The organism is Paenibacillus sp. GCM10023252 (assembly GCF_042653305.1).
In the GTDB taxonomy this organism is placed as follows: Bacteria; Bacillota; Bacilli; order Paenibacillales; family Paenibacillaceae; genus Pristimantibacillus.
In genome coordinates, this window is record NZ_JBHSHW010000003.1 from 31260 (window position 1) to 52693 (window position 21434).

General features: G+C 50.4%; 15 protein-coding genes and 1 other RNA gene. 13 read left to right on the plus strand and 3 right to left on the minus strand.

What is annotated here, in order from left to right; genetic code table 11:
- The first annotated feature begins 11 nt into the window (after positions 1–11).
- The 4 genes from tpiA (at position 12) to ACFO9Q_RS02825 (ending at position 4679) form a co-directional block, all read left to right on the plus strand.
- Positions 12–764 (plus strand): triose-phosphate isomerase, encoded by a 753-nt coding sequence (gene tpiA, locus ACFO9Q_RS02810; protein WP_379178459.1) that lies wholly within the window; start codon positions 12–14, stop codon positions 762–764.
- 1 nt (position 765) lies between these two features.
- Positions 766–2301 (plus strand): 2,3-bisphosphoglycerate-independent phosphoglycerate mutase, encoded by a 1536-nt coding sequence (gene gpmI, locus ACFO9Q_RS02815; protein WP_379178461.1) that lies wholly within the window; start codon positions 766–768, stop codon positions 2299–2301.
- 87 nt (positions 2302–2388) lie between these two features.
- The gene (gene eno / locus ACFO9Q_RS02820; protein WP_379178464.1) at positions 2389–3681 is read left to right on the plus strand and encodes a phosphopyruvate hydratase; all 1293 of its coding nucleotides are present in this window, start codon (positions 2389–2391) and stop codon (positions 3679–3681) included.
- A 224-nt stretch (positions 3682–3905) separates the two neighbouring features.
- Positions 3906–4679 (plus strand): sugar phosphate isomerase/epimerase family protein, encoded by a 774-nt coding sequence (locus ACFO9Q_RS02825; RefSeq protein ID WP_379178466.1) that lies wholly within the window; start codon positions 3906–3908, stop codon positions 4677–4679.
- A 37-nt stretch (positions 4680–4716) separates the two neighbouring features.
- On the opposite strand, the gene ACFO9Q_RS02830 is transcribed toward ACFO9Q_RS02825, so the two are convergent.
- Positions 4717–5643 carry a DUF3221 domain-containing protein gene (locus ACFO9Q_RS02830; RefSeq protein ID WP_379178468.1) on the minus strand — a complete coding sequence of 309 codons (927 nt, stop codon included), beginning with the start codon at positions 5641–5643 and terminating at the stop codon, positions 4717–4719.
- A gap of 213 nt (positions 5644–5856) precedes the next feature.
- On the opposite strand from ACFO9Q_RS02830, the gene secG reads away from it, so the two are divergent.
- The 9 genes from secG (at position 5857) to ACFO9Q_RS02875 (ending at position 18962) form a co-directional block, all read left to right on the plus strand.
- The gene (gene secG / locus ACFO9Q_RS02835; RefSeq protein ID WP_379178470.1) at positions 5857–6093 is read left to right on the plus strand and encodes a preprotein translocase subunit SecG; all 237 of its coding nucleotides are present in this window, start codon (positions 5857–5859) and stop codon (positions 6091–6093) included.
- 172 nt (positions 6094–6265) lie between these two features.
- Positions 6266–9235 carry a ribonuclease R gene (gene rnr / locus ACFO9Q_RS02840; protein ID WP_379178472.1) on the plus strand — a complete coding sequence of 990 codons (2970 nt, stop codon included), beginning with the start codon at positions 6266–6268 and terminating at the stop codon, positions 9233–9235.
- Between the two features lie 252 nt (positions 9236–9487).
- Positions 9488–9688, plus strand: a complete 201-nt coding sequence (locus ACFO9Q_RS02845) for a cold-shock protein (RefSeq protein WP_028609190.1) — start codon at positions 9488–9490, stop codon at positions 9686–9688.
- A 224-nt stretch (positions 9689–9912) separates the two neighbouring features.
- Positions 9913–11283, plus strand: a complete 1371-nt coding sequence (locus tag ACFO9Q_RS02850; protein ID WP_379178475.1) for a cytochrome P450 — start codon at positions 9913–9915, stop codon at positions 11281–11283.
- Positions 11284–11417: 134 nt separating this feature from the next.
- On the plus strand, positions 11418–11897 hold the full coding sequence (gene smpB, locus ACFO9Q_RS02855) for an SsrA-binding protein SmpB (RefSeq protein ID WP_379178477.1): 480 nt from the start codon (positions 11418–11420) through the stop codon (positions 11895–11897).
- Between the two features lie 216 nt (positions 11898–12113).
- Positions 12114–12479, plus strand: a transfer-messenger RNA (tmRNA) gene (ssrA, locus tag ACFO9Q_RS02860).
- Positions 12480–12693: 214 nt separating this feature from the next.
- Complete coding sequence (locus tag ACFO9Q_RS02865) at positions 12694–15231, plus strand: GH39 family glycosyl hydrolase (protein ID WP_379178480.1); 2538 nt, start codon at positions 12694–12696, stop codon at positions 15229–15231.
- Between the two features lie 195 nt (positions 15232–15426).
- Positions 15427–16671 (plus strand): PTS sugar transporter subunit IIC, encoded by a 1245-nt coding sequence (locus ACFO9Q_RS02870; RefSeq protein ID WP_379178482.1) that lies wholly within the window; start codon positions 15427–15429, stop codon positions 16669–16671.
- Positions 16672–16760: 89 nt separating this feature from the next.
- Positions 16761–18962 (plus strand): beta-glucosidase family protein, encoded by a 2202-nt coding sequence (locus ACFO9Q_RS02875; RefSeq protein WP_379178484.1) that lies wholly within the window; start codon positions 16761–16763, stop codon positions 18960–18962.
- Positions 18963–19132: 170 nt separating this feature from the next.
- Here ACFO9Q_RS02875 and ACFO9Q_RS02880 read toward each other — a convergent pair whose 3' ends face one another.
- Positions 19133–20248: a Gfo/Idh/MocA family protein gene (locus tag ACFO9Q_RS02880; protein ID WP_379178486.1), complete on the minus strand. Its 1116-nt coding sequence runs from the start codon at positions 20246–20248 to the stop codon at positions 19133–19135.
- Between the two features lie 29 nt (positions 20249–20277).
- A complete protein-coding gene (locus ACFO9Q_RS02885; RefSeq protein WP_379178488.1) occupies positions 20278–21363 on the minus strand; it encodes a glycoside hydrolase family 172 protein in 1086 nt (361 codons plus the stop codon).
- Between the last annotated feature and the right edge of the window lie 71 nt (positions 21364–21434).

A 21434-nucleotide genomic window follows, 5' to 3' on the forward strand; every position in this document is an offset into this window, starting at 1 on the left:
AGGTACATGACATGAGAACACCTATCATTGCGGGCAATTGGAAAATGTTCAAAACAGTCGCAGAAGCTCAGTCCTTCTTCACGGAAATCAAGGGCAAAGCTGAGGTTGCTGGTGTAGAGAGCGTCATCTGTGCACCTTACACCACGCTTCCTGCTCTAGTAGAAGCAGCAAAGGGAACTTCGATTGCAATCGGCGCACAGAACCTTCACTTCGAAGACAACGGCGCTTATACCGGTGAGATCAGCGGTGTGATGCTGAAGGATCTAGGCGTCAAGTATGTCATCATCGGTCATTCCGAGCGTCGTGCTTACTTCGCTGAGACGGATGAGATTGTGAACAAAAAAGTTCATGCCGCACTGAAGCATGACCTCGTTCCAATTGTATGCGTAGGCGAGAAGCTGGAAGAGCGTGAAGCGGGCCAGACGAAGGAAGTATGCAAGGTGCAGACGGTAGCGGCATTCGCAGGCGTATCCGCAGCACAGGCTGCTGACATCGTCATCGCTTATGAGCCAATCTGGGCAATCGGTACAGGCAAGTCCTCCACTTCAGAGGATGCACAGGATGTTATCGGCTATATTCGCGGCATCGTCGCTGAGCTGTATGATGCTGGCACAGCAGCAGCTGTTCGCATTCAATACGGCGGCAGCGTGAAGCCAGCTAATGTGGCGGAATATATGGGTCAAGCGGACATCGACGGCGCGCTCGTCGGCGGTGCCAGCCTGGAGCCTGCTTCCTACATCCAACTGGTCGAGGGGGCCAAGTAAGATGTCACGGGCACCTGTAGCATTAATTATTATGGACGGGTTCGGCATTCGGAATGATGTAACCGGCAATGCAGTTGCACAGGCGAACAAGCCGAACTATGACCGATATATGAGCCTCTATCCGCATACTACCCTCACCGCTTGCGGCGAAGCGGTAGGCTTGCCGGAAGGCCAGATGGGCAATTCCGAGGTCGGTCATCTTAACATCGGCGCTGGCCGGATTGTCTATCAGGATCTGACTCGAATCTCCAAGTCGATTCGGGACCGTGAGTTCTTCGATAACGAGACGATTCTCGGTGCGATTAACCATGTCAAGGCGAACAACAAGAAGCTGCACCTGTATGGCTTGCTGTCAGATGGCGGAGTGCACAGCCACATCGCGCACTTATTCGCTCTGCTGGAGCTGGCGAAGAAGGAAGGACTGACCGACGTCTACATTCATGCCTTCCTGGATGGCCGTGATGTAGCCCCGGACAGTGCGAAGGGTTATCTGGAGCAGCTGCAAGCGAAGATTGAAGAGATTGGCGTCGGCCAGATTGCAACGGTCCAAGGCCGCTACTATGCCATGGACCGGGACAAGCGCTGGGAGCGTACGGAGAAGTCCTATCGCGCCATGGTGTATGGCGAAGGTCCGCAATATACAGATCCTCTGCATGCGGTTGTTGAATCGTATGAGAAATCCGTATATGATGAATTTGTTATGCCAACGGTCATTGTACGTGAAGAAGGCAAGCCCGTCGGACTCGTGGAGTCGGAGGACGCCGTCATCTTCTTCAACTTCCGTCCAGACCGCGCGATTCAGCTGTCTCAGGTGTTCACGAACGATGACTTCCGCGGCTTCGATCGCGGCCTCGCTGCTCCGAAGAACCTGTACTTCGTCTGTCTGACGCTGTTCAGCGAGACGGTAGGCGGCTTCGTTGCCTACAAGCCGAAGAACCTCGACAATACGCTTGGCGAGGTGCTCGTTCAGAACAACAAGACTCAGCTGCGCATAGCCGAGACTGAGAAGTATCCGCACGTTACCTTCTTCTTCAGCGGAGGACGTGATACGGAGCTTCCGGGTGAGACTCGTGTGCTCATTCCTTCACCGAAGGTCGCTACGTATGATCTGCAGCCTGAGATGAGCGCTTATGGCGTTGCAGCTGCTGCAGTGGCAGAGATCCAAGCGGACAAGCATGATGCGATCATCCTGAACTTCGCGAATCCGGATATGGTCGGCCATTCCGGCATGCTTGAGCCAACGATTAAGGCAGTCGAAGTGACGGATGAATGCATGGGCATGGTCGTGGAGGCAGTGCTGGCCAAGGGCGGCGTCTGCATCATTACTGCAGACCATGGCAATGCTGATATGGTATTCGATGAGAACGGCCGTCCCTTCACCGCTCATACGACGAATCCGGTTCCGTTCATCGTGACGAAGTCCGGAGCGACGCTGCGTGAAGGCGGAATTCTGGCCGACATTGCACCTACCATCCTAGATCTGATGGGACTTGCGAAGCCGGTCGATATGACGGGTACGACCCTTATTAATCCTTAATTCCAATGCATCCAGAGAGCGGCCAATAAGCCTCTCTTCTCTTGATAACCTGACCACTATTACAAATTCAGAGGAGTGTTCACTCACATGTCTATCATTATTGACGTATATGCACGCGAAGTGCTTGATTCCCGCGGTAACCCAACAGTAGAAGTTGAAGTATCCCTAGAGTCAGGCGGCAAGGGCAGCGCAATCGTTCCTTCTGGTGCTTCCACTGGCGCTTACGAAGCAGTCGAGCTTCGTGACGGCGACAAAGGCCGTTACCTTGGTAAAGGCGTAGAGAAAGCTGTTGACAACGTCAACTCCATCATCGCACCTGAGATTATCGGTCTGGACGCACTGGACCAAGTGTTGATCGACCGTAGAATGATTGAGCTGGACGGCACACCGAACAAGGCTAAGCTTGGTGCTAACGCAATCCTGGCTGTATCCATGGCAGTAGCTCGTGCAGCTGCTGATGCTCTGAACGTGTCCCTATACACGTACCTTGGCGGCTTCAATGCGAAGACCCTTCCTGTTCCGATGATGAACATCATCAACGGTGGTGAGCATGCCGACAACAACATCGACGTTCAAGAGTTCATGGTTCTTCCAGTAGGCGCTGAGAGCTTCAAGGAAGCTCTTCGTATCGGTGCTGAGATCTTCCACAACCTGAAGTCCGTACTGAAGGACAAGGGTCTGAACACAGCGGTTGGCGACGAAGGCGGCTTCGCTCCTAACCTGGGTTCCAACGAAGAAGCGATCACAACAATCATCTCCGCAATCGAGCGCGCAGGCTACAAGCCAGGCGTTGACGTATTCCTTGGTATGGACGTAGCGTCCACTGAATTCTTCAAGGATGGGAAGTACCACCTGTCCGGCGAAGGCAAGTCCTTCACGCCAGCTGAGTTCGTTGACCTGCTTGCTTCATGGGCTGACAAGTACCCAATCATCACCATCGAAGACGGCTGCTCCGAAGACGATTGGGAAGGTTGGAAGCTGCTTACCGAGAAGCTGGGCGGCAAGGTTCAACTCGTTGGTGATGATCTGTTCGTAACGAACACGACTCGTCTGTCTGACGGTATTGAGCAAGGCGTAGGCAACTCCATCCTCGTTAAGGTGAACCAGATCGGTTCCCTGACTGAGACCTTCGATGCGATTGAGATGGCTAAGCGCGCAGGCTACACGGCTGTTATCTCCCACCGTTCCGGCGAGAGCGAAGACAGCACGATTGCTGACATCGCTGTAGCAACGAACGCTGGTCAGATCAAGACAGGTGCTCCATCCCGTACTGACCGCGTAGCGAAGTACAACCAATTGCTTCGCATTGAAGACCGTCTGGGCTCCACGGCTCAATATGCAGGCAAGAGCGCGTTCTACAACCTGAAGAACTTCAAGTAAGATCATGCATACAGAGCGTCTCCCGTTACGGCGGGGGGCGCTCTTTTTTTTACCGGATATTGCGTTTTTTCTCCTTTTGCACACTATCCCCTTCGTTCAGGACTGAATGGGACTAGCTTGATGCGATATAGGGGTCAGACAAGATGACAGCCGTTTTCGCTTTTCGCGCAAAAAGGGTCATACTAAGCCTAGTCTGGAATACTATGCGACTGGAGCGTGAGCTTATGGCGAAGCCGGTGATCGGCATGCAGCTGCATTCGGTAAGGAACATCGCTGAGATTGATCTGTTGGATACTCTCGAGAAGGTTGCGGACCTCGGCTATGAAGCTGTAGAATTCTCAGGCTATTATCATACTCCTGCCGAGCAGCTCAAGACTAAGCTCGATGAGCTTGGCTTCAAGCTGGTCTCCTCTCATATCCCGCTGTCTTATGACAAGCCGGTTAAGATGGAGAAGGACTTGAATAGGGAGATCGCGTATGCGCAGAAGCTGGGGCTTAATTACTTGATCGTTCCTTGGTCTCCGCTCCCAGCTAAGCCAGATATTCATGATGTGAAGCTGCTCGCAGACTTGTTCCTTGCAAGGGGACAGCAGGTGAAGGCTGCGGGAGGGCAGCTGAGATTCGGTTACCATAATCATGAATTCGACTTCAAGCAGGTTGAGGGAAGGTCTGTGCTGGATCATCTGGCTGAGCTTGTCCCGCAGGAGCTGCTCGTGTTCGAGCTGGATCTGGGGTGGATCTACCTGGCGGGAGGCAATCCGGCGGCGGAGCTTCGGAAGCTTGCGGGACGTGTTCCTCTGCTGCACTTCAAGGACTTCACCACCGGCAGGATGGATGCGGAGGTTGGCGAAGGCAAGGTGCCCTTCGATGAGGTGCTGGATATCGCGGAGGAGTGCGGAGTCGAGGCATTCTTCGTGGAGCAGGAGCAGTATTCGTCGGATTCTCTGGAGAGTGCGAGGATTTCCATGGACTTTTTTAGAAGATCGGGATTTGGTTAATAAGGGGATCGGCTCCCTTATGGGGAGCCTTTCTTCATTATTTGATTTCCGACTCTAACGCCTTGCGTACGGATTCGAATTCTGTCTGCTGCTTTTCTGACAGTTGAGAGCTTTGGAGGACCTTAACTTCCAGCGCTTCATCCCGATCTGGATATTGATACATTGAGATTTTAGCGCCGTTCACGACGGTCACTTCAACGATATTGCCAATATCAATATCGGACGGTGCGTTTGAATACCAATTCGCTTGATAGGAGTGGCCAGAATCGTTCGTTTTTTGCTTTTCCGGATTTACGACTAGGATTTCATTATCTTTCTTGTCAATTACATAACCTTTGATGTCAATGTAAGTATTATGTATCTCGATATCTACAAGATCGAATCCGTATTTTTTGATAATTTCCTTTTGCAGGCTTTCATCTATGTAGGCCGAGACTCTTACCTTTTCCTTGATCGTATCTATACCAACGCCCCATCCTCCAACAAGCTCTTTCTTCTCCAACAGCTTCGTTATTCCATCTTGGACTTCCTTAAGCTTCTTCTGATTATGCTTAGATGGCCTGAACTCAACATGCTTTCCCATTTTGGCTTTCAGTGATTTTTCTAATTCCTTGACTAGCGGAGATTCCGGCTGATCAAGCAAGAACACGAATTTCATATTATTCATATCCTTGTCCTTAGTATCCAAGTACATCACACCATAAGCTTTGAAGGGGCTCTCCGTTGGAGAGGACGGGGGGAACAGCCTTTTTAACTCAGATTGTACGATGGGTGTGTAGGTACGTTCAAACTCAACTTGATTTTTGAAAGCTTGACTCTCGTCATCCTCATTTTTTTGTTGCGGGGGTTCAACCGCTGCCAACACGACTCGCGGGCTGTCTGATTGATTTGTAATACTGTAATTACCGCAAGCTGTTGACGACAATGCAAGAGCAGACAAGCAGATGGTTATAATTTTTCTCATGTCAATCATTCCCCTTAAGAGTTGAATACTTATCCCTGTAGACGAAGTTACGGCAAGAATGTTGCATTTAACATCTTTCCATATAATGGAGATGCTATCGTGATCATATGAAGACACGATGATTGGGCTTGAGTATTGATAATAGAGCCTAGCTATGCTATTATCAGAGTAATATTGTTTTTTAGCGGAGCTCCTGCGCAGGAGGTGGATATCTTGGACGTCTTTTTGAAAATATTGCTTGTAATCTTCTCCCTAGGTCTCATTGCAGTTGTATTGCTGCAGAAGGGGAAAAGCGCGGGGCTGTCGGGTGCGATTACCGGCGGTGCTGAACATCTATTCGGCAAGCAGAAGGCACGCGGTCTGGACTTGTTCCTGCAGCGTTTGACGATTGGCTTTGCAATCGGATTCTTCGTATTGTCACTTGTTGTTGCTTATGTCGTTAAGAACTAATATGCTGTGAAGCCAAGAGCGGGATGCTGATGCATCTCCGCTTTTTTTGTTTTTTATGGGAATTACGGATGCACGTCGAGTATTTCGTGTATACTAAATGCTATATGCTATTCTATCAACCCCTGCTCCATAGCTACTAGAGGCAGAGGGTTATGAGGTGAAGAGGAGAATTATGACGCAAGAGCAAGAATTGCTTGATTTCATGCGGGAGACCGCTTATAAACCGATGACCTATCAGGAGCTGGAGCAGCACTTCGGCATCAGTGATGCAGCCGACTTCAAGGAGTTCCTGAAGCTGCTGAACCGCTTGGAAGAAGAAGGCCAGATTATTCGCACGCGCAATGAGCGATACGGGGTCATTGAACGGATGAACCTTATTCGCGGCAAGCTGCAGGCGCATGCGAAGGGCTTCGCCTTCCTGCTGCCCGATGATAAGGAGCATCCGGATGTATACATCCATGCTAATGATATGAAGGGCGCGATGAACCGAGATATCGTGCTCGTTAGAGTCACGTCGAAGAGCGAGAGCGGCGGACGGCTGGAGGGCGAGATCGTCCGTATCGTTCAGCGAGCGGTTACGCAGGTCGTCGGTACGTTCGAGAATCATGAGACGTATGCGTTCGTTATACCGGATGACAAGCGGATTAACCGGGATATTTTCATCGCGAAGGGGCAATTCCAAGGTGCTGTGACTGGGCAGAAGGTCGTAGTCCGCATCATCTCCTATCCAGAAGGTCGTTCGGCGGCCGAAGGGGAGATTGTCGAGATCTTAGGACATAAGGATGACCCCGGTGTCGACATCCTGTCGATTATTCGCAAGCATCAGCTGCCCGAAGGGTTTCCCGAGGAAGTGTTGGAGGAAGCGGAAGCGGCGCCGGACTCTATCACCGAGGAAGAGATTGTTCAGCAGGGCCGCCGGGACCTTAGGAATGAAGTGATCGTCACGATAGACGGCGAGGATGCGAAGGATCTCGATGACGCGGTGCATGTGAAGCTGCTGGACAACGGCAACTACTTGCTTGGAGTACATATTGCGGATGTGGGTTACTATGTGCGCGAACGGTCGGCTCTAGATGAAGAAGCGTTCCGCCGCGGGTGCAGCGTCTACTTGGTGGACCGGGTCATTCCGATGCTGCCTCATCGCTTGTCTAACGGCATCTGCTCCTTGAATCCACAGGTGGATCGGCTGACGCTGTCCTGTGAGATGGAGTTCGATGCGAAGCTGAAGCGGGTTAGGCATGATGTGTTCACGAGTGTCATTCGGACGAAGGAGCGCATGACGTATACGAATGTACGCAAGATCCTGACTGCCACCGAGGAAGAGCCGGAGACGGAGCTTCATGAACGATACAGCGAGCTCGTGGATATGTTCAGGAAGATGGAAGATCTAGCGATGCGCCTCCGTCGGAAAAGAATGAAGAGAGGGGCAATCGACTTCGACTTCGTCGAGTCCAAGGTCATCGTGGATGCGGAAGGCAAGGCCGTCGACATTGTGAAGCGTGAGCGGTCCGTTGCCGAGCAGATTATCGAAGAGTTCATGCTGGTGGCGAACGAGACGGTTGCGGAGCACTTCCACTGGCTGCGTGTTCCATTCCTATACCGAATTCACGAGAATCCCGATACGGAGAAGCTGACGCACTTCATGCAGTTCGCGGCTAACTTCGGCTACGTCGTGAAGGGCAAGGGCAATACGGTGCATCCGCGTGCGCTGCAGACGCTGCTCGAGGAGATACGCGGAACGAAGGAAGAGACGGTCATCTCGAAGGTGATGCTGCGCTCGATGAAGCAGGCGAAGTATGATGCCTCAAGTCTTGGGCACTTCGGCCTAGCGGCGGACTTCTACTCTCACTTCACCTCACCGATTCGAAGATATCCAGACTTGGTCATCCACCGCGTCATTCGCGAGGTGCTTGAAGGTGGAGGGCACTTGACGGAGCAGCGCCATGAGGCGCTGACGGCGAAGATGCCGGAGGTTGCTCAGCATTCCTCCGAACGTGAGCGTGTTGCGGTAGATGCTGAGCGGGATACGGACCAGTTGAAGAAGTGTGAGTTCATGCTGGACAAGGTCGGCGAGGAATTCGACGGGATTATTAGCAGCGTGACTTCGTTCGGGATTTTCATCGAGCTGGATAATACCGTAGAAGGGCTCATTCGTCTGAGCGATATGCATGATGACTATTACCACTTCAATGAGATGCATATGCTGCTGCTCGGCGAGCGGACGTCGAAGACATACCGCATCGGGGACGAAGTGAAGATTCGCGTGGCCCGCGTGAATATGGAGGACCAGACCATCGACTTCGAGATGGTCGATGGCAGTAAGGGCGGCGGAGCCTCGTATGATGGCGGAGCCGCTTGGCGTAAGCGCGGCGGCGGAGCTGGCCGCGGTGGCGCGAGCGGACGCCCAGGCGGAGCGGGCGCTGGTGGCCGCGGCGGAAGCGGGCGTGGAGCGAGCGGCGGTGAACGCGGGAGCGGACGTGGCGGAGCGAGCGGCGGTGAACGCGGGAGCGGACGTGGCGGAGCGAGCGGCGGAAGCGGGAGCGCGGGTAGCGGGCGTGGAGCGAGCGGCGGTGAACGCGGGAGCGCGGGCGCGGCTGGCGGGAAGCGCCGAGGGCAAGGCGGCGGTGCTGGCGCTGGAGGCGCGGGCGCGAGCGGGCGTGGCGGCGCGGCAGGCGGAGCGCCGCGCGGCGGCAATGGCGCCGGCGGGCGCGGAGGCGCTGGCGGGCGCGGGCAAGGCAGCGCGGAGCGGAGTGCCGCTGGAGGCGGCCGCGGCGAAGCGGGCAATGGCGCTGGCGGCGGTGCACCGCGGCGCAAGCGCAAGGGCGAAGCCGGCGCGGGCAGCGGGAACGGTGCCGGCGCGCCGGTGCAGCAGTCGCCGTGGATCGAGACGGACCGTCTCGATTCAGGCGGTGATTCGCAGCGCGGAGGCGGAGCGCGCAAGGATATGTGGGGGCTGCCGATACGCAGCGGCAGCAGCAGCTCCGGCGGCAGCCGGGCACCTCGCCGGAGCACTGGCGAGAATGCTGGCGGAGCGGGAGATGCTCCTGGCTCTGTCCTAGCAGAAGGCGGATCAGCAGGGAATAAACGTAAGAAGAAGAATGGCAATTCCACTGCAGCTTTTGTCCGAAAAAATCGAAAATAGTAGATACAGCGCGGTTCTTCCCGCCTTCCAGCGGGAGGAACTGTTACTGGACAAGCTGGGAGAATTTATTTAAGTTAGGCTCTTGCAATTTTTTTCTGTGTGTAGTAAACTCAACTCAATTGATGATATGGACCTGAATTCACATATTGAAAAGGGTGTCATTCCATAGTCTGAGACCTTTTCCAATGTGTGAATTTTTTGTTTAATTACGAAACAGGCGCATATTAATTTATTTTTTGGAGGTTTTTACACATGCAACAAGGTACAGTTAAATGGTTCAACGCAGAAAAAGGTTTTGGCTTCATCGAAGTTGAAGGCGGCAACGATGTATTCGTACACTTCTCCGCAATCACTGGCGAAGGCTTCAAAACTCTTGAAGAAGGCCAACGCGTTGAGTTCAACGTTGTTCAAGGCAACCGTGGACCACAAGCTGAGAACGTTGTAAAGCTGTAATAAGCTTATAACAAATCAGTTATTCCCGAGACTGCTCTTAACCAAATTGGTTAAGGGCAGTCTCTTTTTGGTTGGTATAATGGGTGCGCTTACAGCACAGTCACTTGCCGTATAGCTGGCATGGAGTTCGCGACTTGTTATGCTACAATTACATAAGAGCTCGACTTGTCCCAATGAAATACTGTTCCCTGTGACAATGACTGAATGACTAGGAGTGATCCATCATGCCTTCCCGTGTAATAGGGATACCAACCTCTCGTACGGCTAACTTCTTGAGGTTCCAGCGCGATCCGCTTGGCTTCTTAGTAGATGCGCAGCCGCTCGGGGAGGTGGTGTCGCTGCGAACCAGCTCGATGCGTCCGACCTATATCGTGAACTCGCCGGCGTTCATCCAAGAGATTCTTGTACATCAGGAAGCTAACTTCCGCAAGGGAAGAAGCTCTAGTGTACTGCGCCGCACGATCGGTGATGGGCTGCTGACAGCCGAGCATGAGGTCCATCGGCAGCAGAAGAAGTACTTGATGCCGGTATTTTACAAGGAGAGGATAAAGGCATACGCCCAGATTATTAGAGAAGAGACGGAGCGGCTGGCGGACAAGATGCCAATGGATCGACCTGTGGCGATGCACGATCTGATGATGGAGCTGACACTCGGCATCATTGCTCGCAGCTTATTCCGTACGGAGCTGGCTGAGGACAAGGCAGAGCTTGCGGCAGCTGTAGATGTGACGATTCGCAAGACCGCACGAACGATCTACTCGCCTATCATCATCCCCTTCTCGGTGCCGACTCCTGGCCATGTGCAGCACAAGAAGGCCATTCGGACCTTAGAGTCCATGATCTATGAAGCGATAAGCAAGGCGAAGAGTAACCCCGAGGAATATGCCGGCAGCATGCTTGGGCTGCTAATGGACACGAAGGATGAGAACGGGGCGCCTATTAGCGAGACGGAGGTTCGCGATCAGATGATGACGATGCTCCTCGCGGGGCATGAGACGACCGCTAATGCGCTCGTATGGGCTTGGCATAGCTTGGAGCAGTCACCAGAAGCAGAGGAGAAGCTTCAAGCAGAGGCAGACAAGATGGCTGTCCTTATGAAGGACGGTTCAGCCTCAGCATCTGCAGCATCTGGAGGTCGGTTATCGGCTTATGAGGCATATAAGGAGCTCGCCTACACGAAGCAAGTCATCCAAGAGACGCTTCGCCTATACCCGCCGGCATGGGCAATTCTACGTGAATCGGAGCAGCCGGTTGAGATGCTCGGAGAGCGCTTCTCCGTGAACAGCAGCTTCTTAATTAGTCCCTATGCCATTCACCGCAACGAGGCTGTGTTTGGAGATGCGCTTGTCTTTAGGCCGGAGCGGTTTGACAAGGGAGCGTCGCAGTGGGCGAGGTTTGCTTATTTTCCATTCGGAGGAGGGGCTAGAGGCTGTATCGGTTCGCAATTCGCGATGCTGGAGGCGGGTCTAATCTTGGGGATCCTGGCTAGTCGATTCCGCTTCCGCTCTATCCCCGGGCAAGGTGACGCTGTGCCGGAACCGCTTGTTTCCCTTAGGATTAAGGGCGGCAGGCAGATGATTGCTGAGCGAAGGTAGAGTGTAGCTTGCTGATGAGATGACGTGACAGCCAAGGGGAGTGATTCTTGATTTACCCTCCGGAAGTTGATACAATGAAGGTCTGATAGCGTAACCATACGCTGCCAGTCAGTATGAAGGTTGAGGTGACCGGCATGGGCAAGAAGAGCGACGGGAAACAACTCGCCCAGAACAAGAAGGCTTCCCATGACTATTATATCGAAGACACGTACGAAGCGGGCATGGTGCTGCTAGGGACAGAGATTAAGTCCGTTCGAATGGGCAAGGCGAATATAAGTGATGCGTTCGCTACGATTCGGAATGGCGAGATCTTCATCCATAATATGCATATCAGTCCGTTCGAGCAGGGCAATATTCACAACCCATCTGATCCGACTAGAGCGCGCAAGCTGCTCATGCACAAGCAGCAGATACACAAGCTGCTCGGACAGTCCAAGCAAGAAGGATATTCGATTGTTCCGCTTAAGATCTATGTGCGCAACGGCTACGCCAAGCTGCTGATTGGCCTCGGACGAGGGAAGAAGCAGTATGACAAGCGGGATACCGCGGCGAAGCGGGATGCTCAGCGTGATATTCAGAGGGCGCTTCGCGAGAAGCAGAAGGTTGCGCGTTAAGGTAAGTTCCTGAGGTACCAGTGAACTCCTACATTGCCAGCAACATAGACGAGCAATTGATGGAGACACGTGCTATACTAGATGAGTACCAGCAAGTAACACGGTACAGAGTAACACTTAGTGGAGTGCATTCTTATTATGCATTCGCGCTCATGAGAGCTAACAGCATCTCCTATAGATGTTGTTCCCAATCCATGAGAGCGTCATTCCCAATTCGGGGGCGTTCTTGGATTCGACGGGGGTAGTACGAGCGCGGGTTGCGGGTAGCAGGGAGTCGTCTGCTTCATCAACGCTAAAGCCTATTAAACGGCAAACAACAAACAAACTACGCTTTAGCAGCTTAATAACCTGTTAGCGTGCTCCTCCTCAGCATCGCCCATGTGACTGGGATAGGGGCTCACATGTAGTGGGATACGCCGCTTCGGTCTCCGCCTGGGGTCGACGGAAGAAGATAATCAGGCTGACCCGAAGGGAATCCGGTTACGGGGAGTTCCTAGGGTGACATCAAAACCGTGACTACACCCGTAGAAGCCTGTGTGGCGTTGCCTTCGGACAGGGGTTCAAATCCCCTCGCCTCCACCAAACCTATCAGAAGAAGCACCGTGCCAGGTGCTTTTTTTGTTTGTTATGAATACCTGTTGGTTAGAGAAGCACTGTATAATCACTGGGTTTTGCCAACAATCACAAAGCATCATAATATAATTATGTTCAACTCAAGATGTGGTACCGTCACGAATTATCATCTTGTGTTATTTGGAGCGTCAAGCAGAGCTTCCCTGTATCCTGTAGTACATGTATGTCTATAATAACTGTAAGTGGGGAGGAATCGAATATCCGCTATCTATATGAGTTTATCGAGCTTCAGGATGATCTTCCTATCAAGCTCTTCGTGAATAGTGTGAAGCATATCGATTTTCATTGGCACAAAGAGGTTGAGATTGTTTATGTGCTGAGTGGCTCAGTCATCATGTACCTGGATCAGAAGCAATACACGCTTCATGAAGATGACATTATCGTGGTGAACAGCATGTCGGTTCATAGAATCGAACAGACGGGTGAGGAGAACGTACTGTTGACCCTGCAGTTCGGCACTGAGCTGCTTCTGAGCAATCATACTTTTATCTCCTGTAATTCTGCCAATAGCAGGGATCAGAACACATCGAAGTTCTATATCATCAAGCATAATCTTGCGCAGATGATATGGGAATTAAACAAAAAAGTGCAGGGTTATCAAAGCTACACAATGGGCAGGTTACAGACGCTTTGCGGTGCTCTCCTGAGGTATTTTTCCAATGGGACGAATACCGCCACTAGCGAAGGCAGTAAAGATTATGACTATAAAAGACTAAATAGGGTTCTTACATATATCGGTAACCACTATAATGAAAAAATTACACTCCAGGACATGGCACACCTCGAGCATTTGAGCTTACACTATTTCTCTCATTTCTTTACCGACAAAATCGGAATACCTTTTCAAAAGTATCTGACGCTTATTCGCTTGGAGAAGGCTCAGGCTAAGCTTACAGGAAGCGAGAAGCGCATATCGGAAATTGCACTGGATTGCGGGTTCGCCAACGTCAAGCTGTTCAATAAGTATTTCAAAGAAAAGTACGGTTGCACACCTGGCTCTTATCGTGAAGCAGCCCTCAATCCTGAACCAGAGAGGATGAATCGCAAGCCCAAAACCTATGAGGAATCCTCCAGTGGTAATTATTATGAGATGGATACAGTGAATGCCATGGGATCACTGTATCGATATCTAGATCTTCCACTAGGTACAGCACAGGATACAATCTCAACGCCGGCTGTTCTTGTGGCGAATCACCAGCAGATAGAGCTCCAGGCCAACCAAGCTTCGGCTGCTTACGAGAAGCACTGGAACATTACGACGTCAGCAGGCAGAGCGGTCGAAGGATTGCGTGATGATTGGCGTAAGCAATTATCGGAGCTGATCAAGCGAATCCCGTTCCGTTACATCCGTTTTCATGGCATATTTAACGATGAGATGATGGTATACAGTGAACGAGATGACGGGACACCTGTGTATAATTGGTCATATATCGATAAACTTTATGATTTCCTTCTTCAGTTAGGAGTGAGACCATTCGTTGAGCTAAGTTTTATGCCGAATCAGCTTGCCCGTTCCAAGGAAACGTTGTTCTGGTGGAAAGGGAACATTAGTCCACCATCCGATCCGACCAAGTGGGAGGCGCTTGTTCGTGAATTCGTGCGGCATTGCTTGAATCGGTATGGGGCGGAAGAAGTGAAGAACTGGTACTTTGAAGTATGGAATGAGCCAGATCTGGCTGGAGTCTGCTGGGCGGGGAGCAAAGAGGAATACTTCGCTTTTTATGAATCTACCGTCCGTACCATCAAATCGGTATTACCCGAACTAAAAGCGGGAGGGCCAGCTATGGGTTATGGTTCAATCTGGAATGATACTTGGGCTGAGGATTTTATGGAATATTGCAGAAGACAGCAGGTTCCCCTCGACTTCTACTCCTTCCATATCTATTCGGAATACCCCCGGCTTAAAACGGAAGAGGATAGTCTGACGAGGCTGATGCCCCCTTCATTCTATAAGGAAAGCATTGATCGTGTACAGCAAAAAATGAATGCATCCATCTACGGTGCGGTCGAGCTTCATATTACCGAGTGGAACTTCTCGCTCTATGATCAGAATCTGCTGCACGATACAATGTTCATGGCTCCGTTCGTCATCTATCATGCAATGAATACGCTTGGCCAAGCAAAGGCAATGGCTTTTTGGTCCTTCACCGATGTATTTGAGGAAAGCATTGTTCCCTTATCTCCGTTTTATGGAGGCTTTGGCCTGCTGAACAGAAACGGACTGAAAAAACCGAGCTATTATGCCTTTGAGCTGCTGCAAAAGCTTGGTGATGAGCTGCTGGTTAAAGGCGACGGCTATGTGGGAAGTCGTAATAGCGATGGGAGCATACAGCTTTTATTGTATCACTACGTACACGTGGATCATTTATTTTCAAGCGGAGACTGGTCAGGACTGTCCAGTGCAAACCGTTATGACGTGTTTGAGGATAAAGGTAGTAAAGTATTTGATATCTCACTGAATCTGCTCTCCGTTCCTTATAAATGTACCAGCTATCGGCTGGACCGGGAGCATGGCTCCGTATTCGACGAATGGATCCGCATGGGATCACCGGAGTTCCTCACGGAGGAAGAAATATCCTGTCTACAAAGTAGAAGCGGGCCGACCATCCAGACCAGGATCTTGCAGGAGGAATGGTATCGGACAGAAATTGTGCTCCCTCCTCATGGTGTGATGCTCCTTACGTTCGACAGGCAGTATTGAATAGAATGGTATGCCCATACATCCCCTTTCATACAGAGGGATGTTTTTTGTTGTAGCCTCGGGTTGGGAAAGAACGAAGTAAACTAGACAAAAAACGAACCCTCATGCGGCAAGTTACAACAAGAAAGCGCCATCATCAAAGACTATACTTAATTTGAGTTAAGGCACCAGAGAAAATGACAGGGGGAATAAATAATGAAGCGTTTCATGAAATGGATGACTGAATCGTTTGCACCTAGAATGGATGCGTTTACAAAAAACATTTGGGTCGCATCTATTCAAGAAGCAATTATGGTTGCCATACCGATGATTTTTATCGGTTCGATTATTACATTGGTTACGATTCTGAAGGATTATATTCCGGGAATGCCGGATCTTACGCCGATCACAACCTTCAGCTTTGGTTTGCTGGGCTTATTTATCGCTTTCCTGACGCCCTATATCGTCATGGAAAAAAAGGGTTATCACAAAATTAAGCTGCTTGCAGGAATGAGCGGAGTTTCCTTGTTCGTCATGCTTCTTAATCCAATGTTAAATGATGACGGAACGATCCAATTCATTCTTGAACGATTCGGTCCTTCGGGGATGGTTACAGCGCTTCTTGTAGGGGTGTTTGTTGCGGTCATCATGAATGTTTGCAACAAGTTTTCTTTCTTCAAAAAAGGATCCTCTCTTCCTGAATTTATTATGGACTGGTTCGATTTCCTTGTTCCAATCGCCCTGCTGTTAGTAACGGGATGGATACTTGTCTACCCGCTTGATTTTGATATCTTTGCACTCATTGTAAATCTGTTTGAGCCTATCAATGTGATGGGACAAAGCTTGACGGGGTTTGTCCTGTTCAACTTCGTCGGGGTCGTCCTGTACTCCTTCGGAGTCAGCCCATATGTGTTGGCGCCGATCTGGTATGCGATCTGGATACCTGCAATCGAAGAGAATGCCGCTCTAGTTGCACAAGGTCTAGATCCAGTCAATATTAACACCTTCGAAACTTTCTTCTCCGGCTGGTTGGGCATTGGGGGAATGGGAGCTACCTTGCCGCTAGTAATCTGGTTCCTGCTTGCGAAGTCCAAAAAGCTGAAGTCTGTAGGTAAAGCGACGATTATCCCATCCTTGTTCAACATTAACGAGCCAGTAGTGTATGGAGCGCCAATTGCGTTCAATCCGCTTCTAATGGTTCCGATGTGGATTAGCGGCCTCATTACACCGATTATCGTGTATGTGGTGCTCGACATGGGACTTGTGCGGATACCAAGTAAAGTTTTTCAGCTTTGGTATACACCTATGGGGATATCGACTTACATCATGTCCGGATTTAACGGACTCCTGTTGCTTGCAGTCATCTTACTCATTGTTTTTGTCGTATGGTTCCCGTTCTTCAAGCTGTATGATGCTCAAGAGCTTAAGAAGGAACAGGAACAAGCAGATCAACTTGTATAAAAAGGATGGATACCATGAATCAATCAATTAAAGAATTATTGGAACAATTAACACTTACCGAAAAAGCCTCCCTCTGCGCAGGGTTAAATATGTGGATGACCAAGGGAATCGAGAGATTGAATATCCCGCCAGTTCATATGTATGATGGAACGAATGGCATTCGTAAAACAAACAGTGATGAAGAAATGGGCATTACAACAGAAAACCTGCCTGCTACCTGTTACCCTACAGGTTCAGCAATAGGCTCTTCTTGGAACACCGAGCTGCTGCATGAGGTTGGGGTAGCACTCGGGCTCGAATCCAAGGGAATGGGAGTGGAGCTGCTCCTCGGACCGGGGGTTAACATGAAGCGGACACCGCTTGGAGGAAGGAACTTTGAATATTACTCGGAAGATCCTTGCCTAACGGGTGAGCTGGGGGCAGCTTTCATTAACGGTATTCAGAGCCAAGGAGTAGGAGCTTCGCTCAAGCACTTTGCTGGCAACAATCAGGAATACGAGAAAATGGTGACAAGCTCTGAGATTGATGAGAGGACGCTGCGAGAAATTTATTTGAGCGCCTTTGAACGAATCATTAAAAAATCCGATCCATGGACAGTTATGTGTTCTTACAACTTGCTTAATGGAACCTACACAAGCGAGAACGAACACTTACTGAATGATATCTTGAGAGAGGAATGGGGATACGAGGGAGTTGTGCTGTCAGATTGGACAGCTGTTAATGACCGTGTGCGCGGACTAAAGGCTGGTCTCGATCTGGAAATGCCAGGGCCTGCTCATTACAACATGAAGGCGATTCTGGAGGCCATTGATCGTGGAGTCCTATCCGAAGAACAGCTCAATAAAAGCGTGGCTCGCATTCTCAAGCTTGTTCAACGCGTGACAGGTATAGAAAAGACAGCAACGCATGTAGATCAGGATTATCATACTCTTGCTAGAAAAGCAGCGGCAGAAAGCATCGTTCTGCTGAAGAATGAGAATGCGATACTTCCACTGCAGTTGGGGCCAGATTCATCGATTGCTGTCATCGGACAATTCGCCAAAAAGCCTAGAATTCAAGGAGCGGGCAGCGCGAATGTGACGCCTACACAGGTGGATATCCCTTGGGATGAAATAAAGAAGCTGGCAGGAGACTCGGTTACACTGGGCTATGCGCCTGGCTATCCAGCGGATGATTCTGCTAATGAAGAGTTGATTAAGGAAAGTGTGTCCTTGGCTATGAAATCCGATGTAGCGGTGCTGTTCGTCGGACAGCCTGAATATGCCGAATCCGAAATGCATGACTTGGAGGGAATCGATCTTCCTGAGCATCAAATCAAGCTGATCCAAGCGGTTGCAGCTGTTCAGCCCAAATGCATCGTGGTGACAAGCAGCGGCTCAGCGCTGACGATGCGTCCATGGGTTCAGTATGTGCCTGGCGTCTTGCATACTTGGTTAACAGGGCAAGGCATGGGTAATGCTGTCGCGGAAATCCTGTTCGGACACACGAATCCTTCCGGCAAGCTGTCAGAGACCTTCCCAGTTAAGCTGTCAGATAATCCATCGCATATGCGCATTCGGGGAGAAAATGGCAAGCTGTATTATCGAGAAGGACTGTTCGTCGGGTATCGGTACTACGATCGTAAGGAGCTTACACCGCAATTTCCTTTCGGACACGGTCTGTCCTATACTTCATTTGCTTATTCGAATCTGTCAGTTGTACAGCATGAGAGTGGGGTAGCTGTGTCCTTACAGCTTGAGAATACTGGTAAGCGACAGGGTAAGGAAGTTGTTCAATTGTACGTGCACGACGAGGAATGCAGATGGACGCGCCCGGAGAAGGAATTAAAAGCTTTTGTCAAAGTCGAGCTCGCACCAGGGGAGAAGCAGCAGATCAGCTTCGAGCTAGAAGAGAGAGACTTCGCCTATTACAACACCAAGTATAACCGTTGGGTAGCAGATAGCGGCTTCTTCCAGATTGCTCTTGGCAGCTCATCTCGAGATATCAGAGTTACGGAACGTCTGTATTGCGATTTCGGACAGGAAGAAATAACGTTCCACAAATTTAGTCTGCTCAGTGAATGGGTAAGCGAGCCGGCAGCGAAGATCGTACTGCAAGAATGTCTCGAAGAGATGAATCAGCACGTAACGGACAAGGTGTACCTCAATGAGGAATTTATAGGCTTCTGGGGGGACTTCCCCGTGGTGAAAGTATTCCAGTTGTACGGACAGACTTGGATGAATGAGCGGTCGCCAGATGAGATTATCAATGAGCTTATCTCTCGTGTCTATCAGCAGCGGCAGGTGAAATAAGGTTATTTTACGAGTTAGCAGAAACGAAAAAATGGCGATGCTAGGGAGGTTATCCCTGCATCGCCATTTTTGACTTTCGGTCTATTGCGGCCTTCTCAAGCAAATTGTGGGCAAGTGAAAGCCACCCGACCTCAAGGCTTACCTTGTGCAGGCTTTGGGTTACATATCGGTTAGAAAAAGCGAAGGGGTGATTCCTTGTTAATTGTCGTCTTCTCTCCATCTGGCGTACGACAGTATGCTTCAAACAGCTTGACGATTTCAAGTGCTTCGTCCAGTTTTCCTTTGGTGGGTGGATGGCCTTCAAGCACACTGTTGCAGAAATGGTTAACTTCCTGCACGTAGCCCAGCATGAAGATGTTTTTGTTGTACAGCTGGCCGAGTGAGAATTCTGGCTCCCAATGCAGCGCTGCCTCGGCTGTATCAACGAGGAAGGTGGAGGAACGGCCATAGCCAAGTCCTTTCGTCTTGCGGTAATACGTAACTTTTACACCATTGTCAACGACGACGTTAGCGTGTTCTCCGATGATCTCCAGTCGCTCGAGCGGGGAACTGCCAGAGGCGCCTGCCGCCATATGCAATGTGCCGATTGCACCCGAGAGAAAACGAAAGGTTGAGAGAGAAGCGCCATGAACTGGCTCTCGTTCGAGCTGCAGTGTGCCGATCTTACCCATCAAATAATGTATGATTGCAGCGGGATGGAAAATATGATCAAGGACGCTTCGCATCTCTGGAAGCTGAGAACGTCTCTCGAAAGGGGGCATACTCTGAGGATATCGAATAGACATTGAGGTTACCTCACCAAATTCAGTAGAGGAGACGATTTCCTTCACCTTCTCGATAGCCGGGAAGAAAATTTTCTTCAGTCCGGTCATCACATATTTGCCGCTTTCATGGCTAGCCGCTATTAGCTGTTGAACTTCTCCGACGCTTGCCGCTGTCGGCTTCTCCATCCAGACATGCAGTCCATGCCTCAGAGCTTCAAGCGCTATATCTGTGGCTTGTACGCGACCATCGGGATGATAGGCGGTCACGATGAAGACAGCGTCAAGCTCTTCTTGCTTCATCATAGCATGATAATCCGTGTAAAAGGTTTTGGCGCCGAATTGTCTTGCATACGCTTTTGCTCTTTGGCCATCTTGATCGCAAACCGCAACCAAATCAATAGGTGCATATTGAAAAGTAGGATACACATTGCGGAATGAGTGGCCGCCTGCGCCTATAAAGCCGATACGAATTGTACGCTCGAATTCAAAATTGTAAGTAACAAAATGGGACTGTTGTGTCATGACAACTACCCTCATTTCTTTAATTGGATTTAGATTACCTCTCTACTGTTGTTATCTGGCAACGTGGGAAATGGAGTATGTGGTTCAGCTTGGTACCAGAAAACGGTGGATGAAATATCGCTTTGCTGTGGCAGGTAACGATTGCCTGAACGCCAGCCCAAATCCTGAATAGTGATTGTCAAATTATTCTCAAATCGCACGGGGTCAAGCACGTGCCAGCGGTACATGCCAAAGCGTTGCTGGCTTCGATATAGTCCGTCCGGCTTGATGACCTGATGCATGCCGAGAAACGGTGTCGAATACGTGCCGTATTGCCCGGCAGGCTGCTCCCAATTATAGGCTCCACCGAAATAGTCCTCTGTCCCCGTTCCACAAATTGTAGGAAAATCTCTATCATCGTCTATGTAGAACTTGACCTCTCCTTCGCCCCACCAGCCCGTGTTGTTCACCTGCCAAGCCATATATGTGCCAACATAATGCCCTTTGCCGTATACGCCATCAAGCAGAGTGTAAACATCTTTATACGGAACAGGGTTCGTTCGTCGCCATTGGGCGTGAAAATAAGCCATATCATCCGGGACATGGGTAAGTGTATAATCCACTTGGTAGTACAGTTGAATGATCTCGTCACTGCTGTTTTCCATCGTCAGCTTGGCTGACTTGCGAAATGGCATCAACCAGTAACTGTTAAACCCCCCTGCTGGATTCACGACAATCGGATAGGAGTTGACGTTTGTCCGCTCACCCCAACCGTTGCAGAAGAAATCACCCAAGGGCACCTCGACAGAGGGCTCCGTTTCATCGTCCCAATACATGCGAAGCAGCATATTACGCCATAGTTTCGGATTCACACAAGTCATCCAAATATGCTGAATGGCGCCAGGTCCAATGATGCTTGCCAAGGTGAATGCAGCACCTGGCTCAATCAGGACACTGGGAGACATTTTCCAGCCAATACCCAGTTCGCGCGCACATTCCGAACCGCTTCCTTCGGAGGCCATGCCCCCTTTTCCTTTCTCGCCTGTCTGGTTTTCAGCGCTAATGGATCGGGTTAGCGCATTTGACAATCTAGGCAAGCTTCCTAATTGTATATCCAATCCATTGAAATATTGCATCTGACTCATCTCCTGTTATAGACTTGTATATGCGGATATTGTAGCACCTAATTCGTCGTTTTCGCTTTATC